We start from the raw sequence: 15,664 nt of genomic DNA, 5'->3' as shown, positions 1-15,664 counted from the left end.
GCGGGTATGCGTGCGGCCGAGCTGGAAAGGGGTCGAGCATGCAGCTGTCCTTCCTGCGCCCGCTCTACGACCGCCCTGGGCCGTGGTGTTCGGTGTACCTGGACGCCTCCCGGGACACCCACGACTCCCGTCCCGCGGTCGACCTGCGCTGGCGCTCCCTGAAGGGGAGCCTGCTGGAGCAGGGCGCCGACCAGGTGACCGTCGACGCGGTCGAGGAGGTGGTCCGCCGGCACGATCCGATGCCCGGCGACTACGGCGTGGCCATCTTCGCCACCCGCGGCCGGGTGGTGCTCACCGAATACCTCTCCGCGCCGCCGCTGCGGGACCTGGCCAGCTGGTCCGCCCTGCCGCACACCATGCCGCTGGTCGCCCAGCGCGGCGAGCAGATCGCCTGGGTGCGGGTGCTGGCCGACCGGATCGGCGCGGACGCGATCGCGGTCAGCGCGGGCGGGGTGCCGCGCAAGTCGCACGTCGTCGGGCGGGAGAGCTACCAGCTACGCCGGGTCAATCCCGGCGGTTGGTCCCAGTCCCGCTACCAGCGCGCCGCCATGGAAGCCTGGCACCACAACGCCGGCGACACCGCCGCGGCCACCGCCGACCTGGCCGACCGGGTGGGCGCGGACGTGGTGGTGGTGGCCGGCGACGTCCGGGCCACCGGCATGATCGCCGCCCAGCTCCCAGAGCGCTGGCAGGACGTGCTGGTCCGCACCGACGCCGGCTCCCGCGCCCGGGGTGCCGACCCCATGCTCATGGACGACGTCACCGTGCAGACCATCGCCGAGGTCGCCGACCAGCGGATCAGCACCGCGCTGGACAGGTTCGGCACCCAGGAGGACGTCGGGGCCGGGCTGGCCGCGGTGGTCTCCGCCCTGCAACGCAACCAGGTCGACACCATGCTGATCGTGGACGACCCGTCGGCCACCGGCGAGCTGTGGGTGGGCCCCGAGCCGACCGAGATCGCCACCGATCCACAGCAGTTGGCGGCCATGTCGGTGGCCGATCCGCAGCGGGTCCGCGCCGACGCCGCGCTGCTGCGCGCGCTGGTCGGCACCGACGCCGACCTGACGGTGCTCGCGCCCGAGGAGGCGCCCGAACTCACCGACGGGGTCGGTGCGGTGCTGCGCTACGTCGACGCCAGCACCCCCGGCCGGGGCCGTCCCTGACCGTACGGGACGCCGCCACAACATCGGGGAAGTTGCTGCCTTCGCGCGCCGCGAGGCAGCAACTTCCCGTTCCCGTGCGGATCTTGGGCGGACTCGACGTGCCTGGGGCCGGTGCGCGACAAGCGCGGTGGCGCCGGACACCCGAGGATTGGTCCGGCCCGTGGGGGGATGCCCCGTTTAGACCCCATCGGGACGGGAAGCCGGGCCGCGTGGTGAGCGAACGAGGCAAGGTGGGGCCGGTGCGGAAGGGGCCCGTGGGGTCGACGACCGACGGCAGCGGGCTGAGCGGCGACCGGATCGTGGCGGCGGGCAGCACCGCGCGGGTGCTGGTGGCCGCGACGGCCCGGGCGCTGCGCGGCGACGACTGCGCCGACCTCGGCCACCCCACCCCGTTCTCCCGCTTCGCCGGCGCCCCCGAGCCGGTGCGCCGGGCCGCCGCCGCCCGCGCCGCCGGCCGGGTCGCGCTGGCCCCGGCGCAGGTCGCCGAGGTGGACGCGGAGCAGGTGGCCGGCTGGATCGTCGACCAGTACCCGGCCGGCCGCTGGCCGGGGGTGGTGCTCGGCTCCCCGCACGGCGCCGCGGTGCACCTCGCGGTGGCCCTCGGCGTGCCCTGGCTGCCCGCCGGCTTCGAGTTGACCGTGCACTGGACCCGCGGGACGGTGGACCGGCCCCAGGGCGCGCTCGACCACGGCGCCGCCCTCGCCGGCCGGCTGCTCGCCGCCAATCGGGACGTGCACGTCCGCCAGGTGCACTGCCCGGCCAGCCGGGGCGCGTCGGCCGGCGCCACGGTTGCCCTCGCGGTGCGCTGGCGCGCCCTGCCCGGGGCGTACGCCCGGTTCCTGGCCGACCGGCTGGAGCCCGCCGCGCCGGTGCTGCTGCTGCACGACGCGCGTACCTGGCCGGTGCTCGACGAGGGGGCCGGGCACAGCTTCCAGGTCGGCTCCCCGGCCAGCGGCCTCGACCCGGTCGACTTCCACCCGGACGCGCACGCGCTGCGCCAGGTGCTCCGCTCCGCCGGCGGGGACAGCGCGCACTGGGCGCCGCCGGACGTCTCCTGCCCGGCGGCGTACGCGGAGAACGGTGTGGAGTCCGGTTTCGAGCACAACGCCCGGGAGTGGACCAGCCGGCACGGGCATCCGCTGCACCGGGTGCTCGTCCCGCAGCCGGACGCGCTGAGCGCCGCCACCGCCGACCTGTACCGGCGCTGGCTGCGCCGGGCCGGCAAGACCGGCGACCGGCTCGTGGTCGAGTGCGGCCGGCTGCTCGACCCGTGGCAGGTGGTGCGGGCCGGGCTGGTGCCGTACTGGTGCGAGAACGCGACCCGGCGCCGGGTGCAGGGAGCGGAGTGGTGGCTCGCCGGCAGCGAGCCGTTCAGCTCGGTGGACGTGCTGCCGGAGCCGCCCGGAGTCCGGTCGCCCGCCCTGGCCGGCCTGCCGCAGTGGCTCGCCGTGGCCGGCTTCGGGCGCCGGCGCCGGGCGCTGGACCGGGCGTCCGCCCGCGGCTACCCGGTCACCTCCGTGCCGACCCGGCGGGCCACCGAGGTGTTGCGCAACCAGCCGTACGACCTGCCGACCCCGCCGCCGCTGCGGATGGCCGAGGCCCTCGCGGCGCTCCGGGACGCGGGCGCCCACCAGGGACTGCTCGTCTCCTGACCGAACCCCGCCGAAACATCCTCACGATCCCGCGGTCCGTGATTGAGTACCTACGGAGCGGGAACACCGCTCGCTGCGAGACGGCCCACGATGCCGTAGCGGCGAGCTGCCGCCGCTCCTGGCGTTCCGTCACCTAACCCATTTCCGGCCCGGTGCGTGGCCCGACCACGCGCACGACCGGTCTTCCCAATCCGGGCGGGGGACCTTCCTGAGGGAGGCGCGGATGTTCGGACAGACCACCACACCCACCACACCACCACCCACCGAGCGGGGCCTGGAGGACCTCGACGCGGCGGCCCTGGCGTACGCGGCCCGGATCGAGGGCCTGCCGCCGGAGCGGCGGCAGGAGGCGCGGGACGATCTCGTCCGGTTCGCGCTGCCGTTCGCCGGCCGGCTGGCCCGCCGTTACCGGGGCCGCGGGGAACCGCTGGAGGACCTGGAGCAGGTGGCCCGCCTCGGCCTGGTCAACGCCGTCGACCGGTACGACCCGGAACGGGGTTCCTTCACCGCGTACGCGGCCATCACGATCGTCGGGGAGATCAAACGGCACTTCCGGGACCGCACCTGGGGCGTGCACGTGCCCCGCCGGCTGCGCGACCTGATCCTGGAAGTGGGGCAGGCGACCGCGGCGCTGACCAGCGAGCTGTCCCGGGCCCCCACGGTGGCCGAACTGGCCCAACGGCTGGAGACGCCCGAGGAGGAGATCCTCGCCGCGCTGGAGTCGGCCGCCGGCTACAGCCCGGCCTCGCTCAACGCCCCCGTCGGCGGGGAGAGTTCCGCCGAGTTCGGCGATCTGGTCGGCGAGTCGGACAACGCGCTGGAGTCGGTCGACGACCGGGTCACCGTCAGCGGCCTGCTGCACCGGCTGCCCTGGCGGGAGCGGCGGATCCTCGCCATGCGCTTCTACGGCAACCAGACCCAGGCGGAGATTGCGGCCCGGTTCGGCATCTCCCAGATGCACGTCTCCCGGCTGCTCTCCCGGGCGCTGACCTGGCTGCGGCAGGCGATGCTCGCCGACGCTCCGCCGCCGTGGCAGAACGGCGCGAACGAGTCCGAGCCGGCGAAGGCGAAGATCTCGGTCAGGCAGAACGGGGACCGGGTGGTCGTCGAGGTCGGCGGCGAGGTCGACCGGGACGGCGCGGACCAGCTCCGCAAGGCGATGTTGGAGGCGGTGACCGGGCAGCCCCGGGAGGTGGTGGTCGACCTGGTCGGTGCGGGCGGCTTCGACGCCGGCGGCATCGCCGCGCTGATGGCCGGCCGGGACGCGGCGGCCCGGACCGGGGTGCCGCTGCGGCTGACCCGGGTGCAGCCCGCAGTACGCCGGTCACTCGCCGCGGCCGGCCTGCCGGCCGCCGACTGACCCCGTGCGCCCGAGCGGGCCGACGCCCCCGTGGCGCCGGCCCGCTCGCGGTGACTCCGGATCAGTACTCCTCGGTGTCCCCGCGCCCGCGCGGGTGGCGCCACTCCTCGTTCTCCACCGGTGTCCGCTCCGCGCCCAGGATGGTTTCCTCGGGCTCGTCGCTCTCCTCGAAGCTGGGCCGGAGGATCTCCTCCGGCTCCGGCACGTCGACCGGCCGGGCGCCTGACTGCGGCGCGGGGTGGTAGGCGACCGCCTCCCGGGCGCCGTGCGCGCCCTCGGCGGCCGGCGCCTCGGGGACGTGCCGCTCGCGGTGCAACTCCTCGGCGAGGTGCTGCGGCGGCTTGGTGGTGCGCTGCGGCAGGTCGCTGCCGAGGCTGGCGACCAGGCGGCCGTACTTGAGGTCGAAGGCGGGCCGCTCGGAGCGGATCCGGGGCATCCGGTCGAAGTTGCGCAGCGGGGGCGGGCAGGTGGTGGCCCACTCCAGCGAGTTGCCGTAGCCCCAGGGGTCGTCGACGGTGACCTGCGCGCCGTACCGCCAGGACTTCCAGACGTTGTAGATGAAGAACAGCGTGGACGCGCCGAGGACGAACGACCCGATGCTGGAGACGGTGTTCAGGGTGGTGAAGCCGTCGGAGGGCAGGTAGTCGGAGTAGCGCCGGGGCATGCCCTCGTTGCCCAGCCAGTGCTGGACCAGGAAGGTGGTGTGGAAGCCGACGAACATGGTCCAGAAGTGGGCCTTGCCGAGCGTCTCGTCGAGCAGCCGGCCGGTCATCTTCGGGAACCAGAAGTAGACCCCGCCGAAGGCGGCGAAGACGATGGTGCCGAAGAGCACGTAGTGGAAGTGCGCTATCACGAAGTAGGAGTCCGTCAGGTGGAAGTCCACCGGCGGGCTGGCCAGCAGCACCCCGGTCAACCCGCCGAAGAGGAAGGTGACCAGGAAGCCGACGGCGAACAGCATCGGCGTCTCGAAGGTGAGCTGTCCCTTCCACATGGTGCCGATCCAGTTGAAGAACTTCACCCCGGTCGGCACCGCGATGAGATAGCTGAGCACGCTGAAGAACGGCAGCAGCACCTGCCCGGTGCCGAACATGTGGTGTGCCCACACGCTCATCGACAGCACGGTGATCGCGATGGTGGCGAGGACCAGACCGGTGTAGCCGAAGATCGGCTTGCGGGCGAAGACCGGAATGATCTCGGTGATGATGCCGAAGAACGGCAGCGCCACGATGTAGACCTCGGGGTGCCCGAAGAACCAGAACAGGTGCTGCCAGAGCATCGGCCCGCCGGTGGTCGGGTCGTACACGTGCGAGTGCAGGAGCCGGTCCGCGCCGAGCGCGAGGAGCGCGGCGGCCAGCAGCGGGAACACCAGGATCACCAGCACGCTGGTGAGCAGCAGGTTCCAGGTGAAGATCGGCATCCGGAACATGGTCATGCCTGGGGCGCGCAGGGTCACGATGGTGGTGATCATGTTGACCGCGCCGAGGATGGTGCCGAGCCCGGAGATGACCAGGCCGACGATCCACATGTTGCCCCCGACTCCCGGGCTGTGCTGGGCCTCGCTCAGCGGCGTGTACGCGAACCAGCCGAAGTCGGCGGCGCCGCCGGGCGTGGCGAAGGAGCCGACCACGATCGAGCCGCCGAACAGGTACAGCCAGTACGCGAGCGCGTTCAGCCGGGGGAACGACACGTCCGGCGCGCCGATCTGGAGCGGGACGATGTAGTTGCCGAACGCGAACACCAGCGGGGTGGCGAAGAGCAGCAGCATGATCGTGCCGTGCATGGTGAACGACTGGTTGTACTGCTCGGGTGAGAGGAACTGCAGCCCCGGTCGGGCCAGTTCGGCGCGCAACAGCAGCGCCAGCACCCCGCCGATCAGGAAGAAGATGAACGACGTCGTCAGGTACAGCAACCCGATCACCTTGGCGTCGGTGCTGCGCAGCAGCCGCCAGAGCGAGTTGCCCTTGACCGCCTCCCGGACGGGCCCGGGATACCCCCCGAAGTGGGCCGGCGCGAGGATCGCGGGCCCTCGGTCCCTGCCCGGTTCCGTGACTACCCGCTTGGGCATCGCTCTCACCCCGTCGATGACAGAACGGACGGGCAGGCATACCCGCCCGATACCCATAAAACCAGGCGAGAGTGAAATTTAGGTCAATTCGCGGGCAGCATGGCCCAGACCACCTTGCCGGTGCCGGCCGGGGCGCTGCCCCAACGCTGGCTCAGCTCGCGGACCAGCATCAGTCCGCGGCCGCCCTCGGCCCGCGGGCCGAGGGCGGCCGCGGGCCGCGCGTCGGCCGGGCTGCCGTCCAGCACGGCCACCCGCAGGTACGGCCTGCGCAGGGTCAGCGTCACCTGCATCGGGGTGCCCGCGTGCCGGACCACGTTGCCGACCAGCTCGGTGATCACCAGCGCCGCCGGGCCGGCCAGTTCCGGGATGTTCCACCGGCGGCAGCCGTCGGTGACCAGCTCCCTGGCCCGCCGGCACGCCCCGGCGACCGGCTCCAGCCGTTCCCGTAGCCGGGGGGCCGCCGCCGCGCCGGCCAGCGCCGCGGCCTCGGCGCAGTCCGGGCGTACCGGGAGCTCCCGGCCCACGGTCATCTCGTCGAGCCAGCTCGCCGCGGCCGGCGGGGGAGCGCACAGCACCAGCGGTACGGCGGGCCAGTCGGCGGCCCGCCGGGCCGCCGCCGCGAAGACGGAGAGCGCCAGCGGGTCCGCGACGTCCAGCCGTCCCAGGTCCACCACGAGCGCGTCGGGCTGGGCGGCCAGGCACCGCTCCAGCACCGTGTGCACCGACCGCATCGTGTCCACGTCGAGCTCGCCGGTGAGCCGTACGACCGTGACCGGCGATTCGTCGCGCACCTCGCAGCTGATCCGGGTCGACATCAGGCCCTCGTTTCCGAGTCGTCGCGGACCTGCCAACTACCCGCGAGCACGGCGGATGAAACCGGACCAGACGCCCATCCCGCCCCGGTCAGCGCCGAGCGGCGACCCGGGCGGTGGCCAGCCCGAGGGCGATCATCCCGATGCCGAGCCCGAGGTGCAGCCAGTTGTCCGCGCCGTTGACCGGGATGAAGTTCGCGGCGCCGGTGCTGTGGTAGACGATCAGTCCGTAGAGCCAGAGCACCAGGTAGATCGCCCCGCCGCCGACCAGGAAGGCCCGGGCCCTGGAGACCGTCGCGGCCAGCGCCAGGCCGGCCACCCCGAAGGCCACGTGCACGATGTTGTGCAGGACCGAGACCTGGAAGACCCCGAACAGCTTCGCCATCGACTCGTGTCCGGCGAAGTAGAGGTCGCCGAAGTTGGTGGTGATCCCCGGGATGAAGCCGAGCACCCCGACGATCAGGAAGATCACCCCGATGCCCGCGGCGGCCCGGCTTGCCGGGGCGCGGCCGTCGGCCGGGTTCCGTCGCGCCCGCGAGTGGGCCATCGAGTTCGTCATGCCGGCCTCCTGAGGTGGGTCCGGACCGGTTCCCCGCGGGCCGGGGCGGCAAACGCGGGTGGACTCCCTCAGGCGAGCTGGAGGGTGGAGGCGGCCGGCTGGCGGACCCGCTCGTACAGCCCCACGTACCGCTCGGCCATCACCGCCGGGGTGAACCGGGCGGCCGCCTCGCGCCGGCACTCGTCCGCCTCGAGCAGCCCGGCCGCCATGACCAGATCGCCCAGCTCCTCCTCGTCCGTGGTGAGCAGACCGGTGCGGCCGTGTTCGACGAGCTCCGGCAGGCAACCACGGGCGACGGCCACCACCGGGGTGCCCAGCGAGAGCGACTCGACCACCGCCGTGCCACCGGGCTCCTCCCAGCGCAGCGGAAAGAGCGCGGCCCGCGCGCCGGCGAGCAGGTCGTCCCGCTGCTGGCCGGCGACCGTGCCCACCCAGCGCACCAGGTCGCCGTCGAGGTACGGGGCGACCTGGTCGTAGAAGAAGCGCACGTCCGGATTCTGCCGGGCCTCGTCACCCGCCGCGGCCAGGTCCTGCGGCCGGTGGTACGGCCCGACCGGGCCGGCGAGCACCAGCGGGAAGCCGACCTGCTGGGCCACCCGCGCGGCCAGGTCCTGCCCCTTGCCCGGGTTGACCCGGCCCAGCACGATCACGTGGTCGCCCTTCTCGGCCGGCGGGCGGCGGTCGGCGTCGACCGCCAGTGGGGTGGACAGGTGCACGTGCCCGACCGAGTGGTCCTGCAGGGCGCGGGGTGCGCGGGCCAGCTGCGCCGCAGACACCCCGTTCACCCGGATCCGGTCGCCGCCGTCGAGGTTGCCGTACAGCTCGGGGTGCTTGGCCAGGTCCCAGTGCAGGGTGTGCAGCACCGGCGGGGCGTCCGGTCCCATCGCCGCCAGGGTGGCCAGCCCGACCGCCTCCACGTGGTCGTGCACCAGGTCGATGTCGTCGCGGGTGTGCAGCGCGCGCACCACCCCGTTGAGATGCGCCTGGGAGATCCCGCAGACCTGGTTGTACGGCCGTTGCAGGGCGGGGAACTGCCCGTCCGGGAAGACCGAGATCTTCTCGTCGACGGGCAGCGTGCTGGTCTCCACCGAGGCGAGCACCACCCGTACGCCGAGTTTGCGCAGCTCCGGCACCAGGGTGGCGACGATGTTCTCGATCCCGCCGTAGCCGGGCGGCGGCACGGACAACCAGGGGCCCGCGTTCATCAGGACCGTGAGACTCATCGTGGGTTCCTTCCGTCGGCGGCGCGACCCGCCCGGCCGCTGCGCCGGGCGCGCCCGCTCACGCCGCGACCCGTCGCCGGGGCACCCGGTGCCGCAACTGGGCCAGCGGTGGGCGCTCCTCGATCGAGATGTCGCTGACCGCGATCTCCCGGTCCAGGTTGGGCAGCGCCTCCGAGCCGCCCCGCCGGAACTGGGTCAGCAGGGTGCTCGGAACGGCGTCCGGGCTCGCCCAGCCCCGCCGCTGCAACCGGGACCAGACGGTGAGCATGATCTGGGCGGACATCCGGCCCAGCGCGGCGGCGTCCTGGTGGCGGTGCTTGCGCTGGCCGAGGTCCACCTGGGCCAGCGCGTCCAGCCCGACCAGCTCCAACAGGTCGATGAGCATGGCCGTCTCCACGCCGTACCCGGAGACGAACGGCACCTGCTCCAGCACCACTCGGCGGCCGGCGTACTCGCCCGCCAGCGGCTGCACGAACCCGGCGAGCTCGGGCCAGAAGAGATTCAGCAGCGGGCGGGCCGTCAACTCGGTGACCCGCCCGCCGCCGTCCGGCTCCACGCCGCTGGCCCGTACCAGGGGCCGGTGGTAGAAGCCCTTGACGAAATCGACCGACGGGTCGGTCAGCAGCGGGCCGATCAGCCCGGTGACGAAGTGTGGCCGGAACTCGCGCAGATCGGCGTCGACGAACGCGACCACGTCCCCCTCGGCCGCCGCCAGCCCCGCCCAGAGCGCGTCGCCCTTGCCGGAGAGCCGGGGCAGCCCCCGGGTCATCGCGTCCTGGCTGACCACCTCGGCGCCGGCCGCCCGGGCCACCTGGGCGGTCCGGTCGGTCGACCGGGAATCCACCACGATCAGCTCGTCCACCAGCGGGATCTGGTCCATCAGGTGCTCGCGGATCGTCGACACGATGGCGCCGACCGTGGCCTCCTCGTTGCGCGCCGGCAGCACCACGCTGACCCGGCTGTCACCCTTCGCCCGCAGCAACCGCCGCGCCGGCCAGTCGTCCGCCGAGGTGGTGCGGTACGTGGCCCAGGCCTCCACCACAGGTGAAACGATTGCTTGTGTATCCCGCACTGGCACCCCCAGGTTGTGGCGGAAACGCGCGTTTGCTTTTCCCATTACGCACCCCGCGCTAACCGGATCATGCCGAACAGCGTGATCACCCCCCACTCTCCGGCTGGTTCCTCGCCGGTAAACGTTTGGTTGCGCGCCGACCAGGGGAGAGCAGTCGGCAGCTACGTGAGTCGCGGCGGGAGGGTCGACGGATGCGTACGTGCCGGGTGGGACTGGTCGGGGCCGGTGGGGTGGCGCAACGCCATGCCCGCGTGCTGACCGGCTTCGAGGACGTGGAACTGGTCGGGGTGACCGATGTTGCCCGGGACGCGGCAGAGGCCCTCGCCGGGACGTACGGCGGACGCCCCTTCGCCGACGTGGCGGAACTGCTCGCCGCCGGCCCGGACGCCGTGTACGTCTGCGTACCGCCGTTCGCGCACGGGCCGGTGGAGGAGGCGGTCATCGACGCCGGCGTGCCGATGTTCGTGGAGAAGCCGGTGGCGGTGGACCTGGAGACCGCGGAACGGATCGCCGCGCTGGTCGAGCGGCGGGGACTGCTCACCGCGGTGGGCCACCACTGGCGCTACCTGCACGTCGTGGCGGAGGCCCGGCAGTTGCTCGCCGACCGCCCGGCGCGGATGGTCAACGCGGCCTGGCTGGACAAGGTCCCGCCGGTGGCCTGGTGGGCCCGGTGCGACCGCTCCGGCGGTCCGGTGGTCGAGCAGGCCGCGCACGTGCTCGACCTGCTCCGGGTGCTGGTCGGCGAGGCGTCGGAGGTGACCGCGTACGGCGACGGCACCCCGCCGCCGGTGGAGGGCGCCGACATCGACTCGGTCACCGCGGCGACCGTGCGCTTCATCTCCGGCGCGGTCGGCACCCTCGCCGCGGCCTGCGTGCTCGGCTGGAAGCACCGGGCCGGCGTGGAGATCCTCGCCGACGGGCTGGCGATGTCGCTGGCCGAGGACGGCCTGCTGATCTGCGACGGTGAGGGGGAGCGGCATCTGCCCGCCGACCCGGACGGCGCCCGGGTGGCCGTCGACCGGGCCTTCATCGACGCGGTGCGGGGCATCGGCGACGACATCCGCGTCCCGTACGCCGAGGCGCTGCGCACCCAGCGGCTCGCCGTCGCGGTGGCGGAGTCGGCGCGGACCGGGCGCAGCGTGGCGCTGCCCACCGGGCCGGCCGCCCGGCTCACCACCCCGGTCGCCAACGCCGTGCCGGCCGAACCGACCGGGGTGACCGTCGATGCGTGACCGGGTGGTCGTGGTCAACGGACCGGGCGCCGTGGAGCTGGTCGAGCAGGAGGCGGGCGAGCTGCGCGAGGGCACCTTCCGGGTGGCGACGGTGTGCAGCGGGGTCTCCGCCGGCACCGAGCTGAGCTACGTCAAGGGCACCAACCCCTACCTCAACGTCACCTGGAACAGGGATCTCGGGCTGTTCCAGCCCGGCGCGGCGAGCACCCCGTACCCGGTGACCCGGCTCGGCTACATGCAGGTCGGCCGGGTGGTGGAGAGCCGCACCCCGGCTGTCCCGGTGGGCACCGTGGGTGCGATGACCTACGGCCACCGCACCGGGTACGTCGCCGACCCACTCGCCGAACGCTTCGTCCCGCTCCCCGACGACGTCGACCCGCTGCTCGGCGTCTACGTCGCGCACATGGGCCCGATCTGCGCCAACGGGCTGCTGCACGCCGCCGCCGACCTGTGCGGCACCGACGTGCGCTCGCTCGGCGACGGCGTACGCGGCCGCCGGGTCGCGGTGGTCGGCAGCGGGGTGGTCGCCCTGCTCACCGCGCTGTTCGCCCGGCGGCACGGCGCCGCGTCCGTGGTGGTCCTCGACCCCACCCCGGCCAGGCGCGAGGTGGCCGAGGCGCTCGGCCTGGAGACCCTGGCCCCGGCCGCGGACGACCCGGCGGTGGTGCTCAAGACCCGGTGGCACCACGCCGCCGGCGACCGGGGCGCCGACGTGGTGTTCCAGTGCCGGGGCCAGGCCTGGGCGCTGCACCTCGCGCTGCGCCTGCTGCGCCCCCAGGGCACCGTCATCGACCTCGCGTTCTACCAGTCCGGCGCGGACGAGGTCCGGCTCGGCGAGGAGTTCCACCACAACGGGCTGTCGCTGCGGTGCGCCCAGATCGGGCGGGTGCCCCGCGGGCTCGCCCCCACCTGGGACCGGGAACGGCTCTCCGCGGAGACCATCGAGCTGCTGCGCCAGTACGGCGACCTGATCCGCAAGCACGTCGTGACAGCGGTGGTGCCCCTCGACGAGGCGCCGGCGCTGCTGATCGACCTGGCCGAGCGCCGCCGGCAGGAACTCCAGGTGGTGTTCACCGGCTGACGCGTGGGCCGCCCGGCCGCCGGCGGCCCTCCCGACGGCCAGCGGCCGGAACCGCTCTGAGCTGCCGAAACGGTCAGGAAACCGGACACCGGACAGACCCGGCGCCGGGCGGGGGTCACAATCGGCTCCGGTTCGCGTACCGTTGCCGCTCATGGGTGTGTCGCAACGGTTGAAGACCAGGTTCCGGCGGTTCCTCCAGCGCCCGGGGACGACGGTCGACCTGGCCCCGCTGGAGAAGCTGCTGCCGGCCGTCGAGGCCCGCGAGGCGGAGCTGGAGAAGGTCTCCGACGCCGAGCTGACCGAGGCCGCCGGGCAGGCCGAGGGGTACGAGGAGATCTGCGCGATCGGCCGGGAGGCGGCTCGCCGCGGCCTCGACCAGCGGCCCTACGACGTCCAGCTGCTCGGCGCGATGGCCCTGCTCTCCGGCAAGGTGGCCGAGATGGCCACCGGTGAGGGCAAGACGCTCACCGCGACCATCGCCGCGTACGGCCACGTCCGGATGGGCAACGGCCCGGTCCACGTGCTCACCGTCAACGACTACCTGGCCCGCCGTGACGCCGAGTGGATGGCACCGGTCTACCGGCTGCTCGGGCTCACCGTCGGCTGGGTCAACGAGGCCTCCACCCCCGACGAGCGGCGCGCCGCGTACGCCTGCGACGTCACCTACGTCTCGGTCAGCGAGGCCGGCTTCGACTTCCTCCGCGACCAGCTCGTCACCGACCTCGACGACCGGGTGCAGCCGGCGCTGAAGACCGCCATCGTCGACGAGGCCGACTCCATCCTCATCGACGAGGCCCGGGTGCCGATGGTGCTCGCCGGCGCGGTCGCCGGCGAGCAGGACCCGGTGCACGCGGCCGCCGGGCTGGTTCGCGGCCTGCGCAAGGGCAAGCACTACACGATTGCCGAGGACGGCCGCAGCGTCGCCTTCACCTCCGCCGGCCTGGCCACCGTCGAGGCCAAGCTCGGTGGCATCGACCTGTACGACGAGGAGCACGTCGGGCAGCTCTCCGCGGTCAACGTGGCGCTGCACGCGCACGCCCTGCTGCACCGCGACGTGGACTACATCGTCCGGGACGGCTCGGTCGAGCTGATCGACGAGATGCGCGGCCGGGTGGCCCAGCGCCGCCGCTGGCCGGACGGGCTGCAGGCCGCGGTCGAGGCGAAGGAGGGCCTGGACGCCACCGCCGAGGGTGAGGTGCTGGGCACCATCGCCGTGCAGGCGTTCATCGCGCTCTACCCGAAGGTCTGCGGGATGACCGCGACCGCGGTGCTCGTCGGCGACCAGCTCCGCGAGTTCTTCGGCCTCGAGGTGGCGGTGATCCCGCCGAACACCCCGTGCGTCCGGGAGGACGAGCCGGACCGGATCTACGCCACCCGGGCCGAGAAGGAGGAGGCGCTGATCGACGAGATCAAGCGCTGCCACGAGGCGGGCCGCCCGGTGCTGGTCGGCACCCTGGACGTCAAGGAGTCCGAGGGCCTGGCGGCCGGGCTGCACGCGGCCGGCGTGTCCTGCGTGGTCCTCAACGCCAAGAACGACGACGAGGAGGCGGCGATCATCGCCGAGGCCGGCGCGTACGGCGCGGTGACCGTCTCCACCCAGATGGCCGGCCGCGGCGTCGACATCCGCCTCGGCGGCAGCGACCAGGCCGACCGGGAGCGGGTGGCCGGCCTCGGCGGCCTGTACGTGATCGGCAGCGGCCGGCACGACAGCCGCCGGGTCGACGACCAGCTGCGCGGCCGGGCCGGCCGGCAGGGCGACCCGGGCGGGTCGGTCTTCTTCGTCAGCCTGGAGGACGACCTCGTCGTCCGGCACGCCGGCGACACCGTCCCGGCGTCGCCCCGGATGAACGCCGACGGCCTGGTCACCGACCCGCAGGTCGACTACGCGGTGGAGCACGCCCAGCGGGTCGCGGAGGGCGTCAACCACGAGATCCACCGCAACACCTGGCGCTACAGCGTGGTGATCGAGCAGCAGCGCAAGGCCCTCGCCGAGCGGCGGGAGCGGCTGCTGACCAGCGACATCGCCGCGCTCATGCTGCTGGAGCGGGTGCCGGAGAAGGCCGGCGAGATGGACGAGGACCTGCTCGCCGAGGTGGCCCGGAAGATCGCCCTCTTCCACCTGGACCGGCTCTGGGCCGAGCACCTGGCCGAGCTCTCCGAGGTCCGCGAGGGTGTGCACCTGCGCGCGCTGGGCCGCCTCGACCCGCTGGACGAGTTCCACCGCAGCGCCGTCCCGGCGTTCAACGCGCTCGTCCCGGAGATCGAGGCGCGGACCATCGCCACCTTCGAGGAGACCGAGTTCGACGAGGGCTGGGAGCCGGACGCCGCGAAGCTGGTCCGGCCGAGCGCCACCTGGACGTACCTGGTGCACGACAACCCGTTCGGCTCGGAGCTGGACCGGCTGATCGCCTCGGTGGGGCGGCGGCTCATCTCCGGGTCCCGCTGACCGTCGACGAAGGGGTCCCTCCCCGGCGCACGGCGCGCAGGAAGGGACCCCTTTGCGCTGTTTCGAACCTGGTTTGTCAGGGTAGTAGGCCGGGGCTTCGAGTCAGGGAGAGAGCGGATGGGACAGGCAATGGCGCCGAACGGGGACACCGCGTGGTCGGAGGTGGCGGGGGCCGTGGCCCGGTGAACCTCGACACGCGGGAACCCGTGACCGACCCACTCAACGTGCTGGAGACCGCCGCCCTGCTGCGCGAACTGACCGCCGGCCTGATCGCCGTCGCCGACTTCGACGAGGCGTTGGCCCGGCTGGTCCGCGTCGCCGGGGACGCCGTACCCGGGGTGGACAGCTGCGGCTTCACCGCGCTGCGCGCCGGCGAGCCGGCCGGGGTGGCCGCCTCCGACGCCGCCCGGGCCGAGCTGGACGACCTGCGGCACGGCCCCGACACGCCGGCCCTGGCCGCGATCCGGCGGCGCGAAATGATCACCGCGGCGGACCTCGACCGGGAGTCGCGCTGGCCCGCCTGGACCGGGCGGGCCCGCGGGCTGGGCGTACGCGGGGTGATCTCCGCGCCGGTCGACGTGGACGAGCAGGTGATCGGCGCGATCAACCTGTACGCCGAGCCGGCCGGCGCGCTCACCCCCCGGCACCAGCTCACCGCGATGCTCCTGGCCGAGCACGCCGGGCTGCTCCTCGCCGCCGTGCGGGACCGGGAGCGGCAGGCCGCCCAGGCTGGCCAGCTCGACGCGGCGCTGCTGGAGGAGGGCGTGATCGGGCAGGCCGTCGGGGTGATCATGACGCAGCGCGGCTGCCCGGCGCCGGAGGCGCTGGCGGTGCTGCGCAGCGCCGCCGCCTCGTTGGACATCCCGCTGCGCGAGGTCGCCGAGCGGCTGGTGTCCACCGTGTCCCGGCCCCGGGAGAGCTGAGCGGCGTCCGTTTCGCCCCGGTGGCACGTGGGTAGCACCCTGGACTGGTGAGCTGCGCCGACCCGGGGAGGGACCG

Annotated in this window: 12 protein-coding genes; 7 read left to right on the top strand and 5 right to left on the bottom strand. The window is 73.7% G+C overall.

Going from position 1 to position 15,664, the window contains the following annotated elements:
* Nucleotides 1-38: 38 nt before the first annotated feature.
* The 3 genes from ACGF4F_RS14115 to ACGF4F_RS14105 all read left to right on the top strand — a co-directional run bounded on the left by ACGF4F_RS14115 (nt 39) and on the right by ACGF4F_RS14105 (nt 4,175).
* Nucleotides 39-1,163, top strand: coding sequence for a Vms1/Ankzf1 family peptidyl-tRNA hydrolase (locus ACGF4F_RS14115; protein WP_357442334.1), 1,125 nt, complete (start codon nt 39-41; stop codon nt 1,161-1,163).
* Nucleotides 1,164-1,402: 239 nt separating this feature from the next.
* Nucleotides 1,403-2,815, top strand: coding sequence for a hypothetical protein (locus tag ACGF4F_RS14110; RefSeq protein ID WP_393077550.1), 1,413 nt, complete (start codon nt 1,403-1,405; stop codon nt 2,813-2,815).
* 223 nt (nt 2,816-3,038) lie between these two features.
* Complete coding sequence (locus tag ACGF4F_RS14105; RefSeq protein WP_073838182.1) at nt 3,039-4,175, top strand: SigB/SigF/SigG family RNA polymerase sigma factor; 1,137 nt, start codon at nt 3,039-3,041, stop codon at nt 4,173-4,175.
* A 61-nt stretch (nt 4,176-4,236) separates the two neighbouring features.
* On the opposite strand, the gene ctaD is transcribed toward ACGF4F_RS14105, so the two are convergent.
* From ctaD to ACGF4F_RS14080, 5 genes are all read right to left on the bottom strand, one after another.
* The gene (ctaD, locus tag ACGF4F_RS14100) at nt 4,237-6,240 is read right to left on the bottom strand and encodes a cytochrome c oxidase subunit I (protein WP_357442339.1); all 2,004 of its coding nucleotides are present in this window, start codon (nt 6,238-6,240) and stop codon (nt 4,237-4,239) included.
* Nucleotides 6,241-6,323: 83 nt separating this feature from the next.
* Nucleotides 6,324-7,055: an ATP-binding protein gene (locus ACGF4F_RS14095; RefSeq protein WP_357442340.1), complete on the bottom strand. Its 732-nt coding sequence runs from the start codon at nt 7,053-7,055 to the stop codon at nt 6,324-6,326.
* 88 nt (nt 7,056-7,143) lie between these two features.
* Nucleotides 7,144-7,611 (bottom strand): DUF4383 domain-containing protein, encoded by a 468-nt coding sequence (locus ACGF4F_RS14090; protein WP_357442342.1) that lies wholly within the window; start codon nt 7,609-7,611, stop codon nt 7,144-7,146.
* 68 nt (nt 7,612-7,679) lie between these two features.
* Nucleotides 7,680-8,834 carry a glycosyltransferase gene (locus ACGF4F_RS14085; protein ID WP_393077546.1) on the bottom strand — a complete coding sequence of 385 codons (1,155 nt, stop codon included), beginning with the start codon at nt 8,832-8,834 and terminating at the stop codon, nt 7,680-7,682.
* A gap of 58 nt (nt 8,835-8,892) precedes the next feature.
* Nucleotides 8,893-9,906 (bottom strand): glucosyl-3-phosphoglycerate synthase, encoded by a 1,014-nt coding sequence (locus tag ACGF4F_RS14080; RefSeq protein WP_357442346.1) that lies wholly within the window; start codon nt 9,904-9,906, stop codon nt 8,893-8,895.
* A 191-nt stretch (nt 9,907-10,097) separates the two neighbouring features.
* Between ACGF4F_RS14080 and ACGF4F_RS14075 the strand changes: the two genes are divergently transcribed.
* The 4 genes from ACGF4F_RS14075 to ACGF4F_RS14060 all read left to right on the top strand — a co-directional run bounded on the left by ACGF4F_RS14075 (nt 10,098) and on the right by ACGF4F_RS14060 (nt 15,588).
* Nucleotides 10,098-11,138 (top strand): Gfo/Idh/MocA family protein, encoded by a 1,041-nt coding sequence (locus ACGF4F_RS14075; RefSeq protein ID WP_393077543.1) that lies wholly within the window; start codon nt 10,098-10,100, stop codon nt 11,136-11,138.
* Nucleotides 11,131-12,219: a zinc-binding alcohol dehydrogenase gene (locus ACGF4F_RS14070; protein WP_393077540.1), complete on the top strand. Its 1,089-nt coding sequence runs from the start codon at nt 11,131-11,133 to the stop codon at nt 12,217-12,219. The genes ACGF4F_RS14075 and ACGF4F_RS14070 overlap by 8 nt, the downstream gene beginning before the upstream one ends.
* A 151-nt stretch (nt 12,220-12,370) precedes the next feature.
* Nucleotides 12,371-14,665, top strand: coding sequence for an accessory Sec system translocase SecA2 (secA2, locus tag ACGF4F_RS14065; protein ID WP_393077537.1), 2,295 nt, complete (start codon nt 12,371-12,373; stop codon nt 14,663-14,665).
* Nucleotides 14,666-14,847: 182 nt separating this feature from the next.
* A complete protein-coding gene (locus ACGF4F_RS14060) occupies nt 14,848-15,588 on the top strand; it encodes a GAF and ANTAR domain-containing protein (RefSeq protein WP_357442354.1) in 741 nt (246 codons plus the stop codon).
* The last annotated feature ends 76 nt before the right edge of the window (nt 15,589-15,664 follow it).

Source organism: Micromonospora sp. NPDC047740 (assembly GCF_043204735.1).
In the GTDB taxonomy this organism is placed as follows: domain Bacteria; phylum Actinomycetota; class Actinomycetes; order Mycobacteriales; family Micromonosporaceae; genus Micromonospora.
The sequence above is the reverse complement of the archived record's forward strand: the minus strand, read 5'-3'. Positions and strand labels throughout refer to the sequence as shown.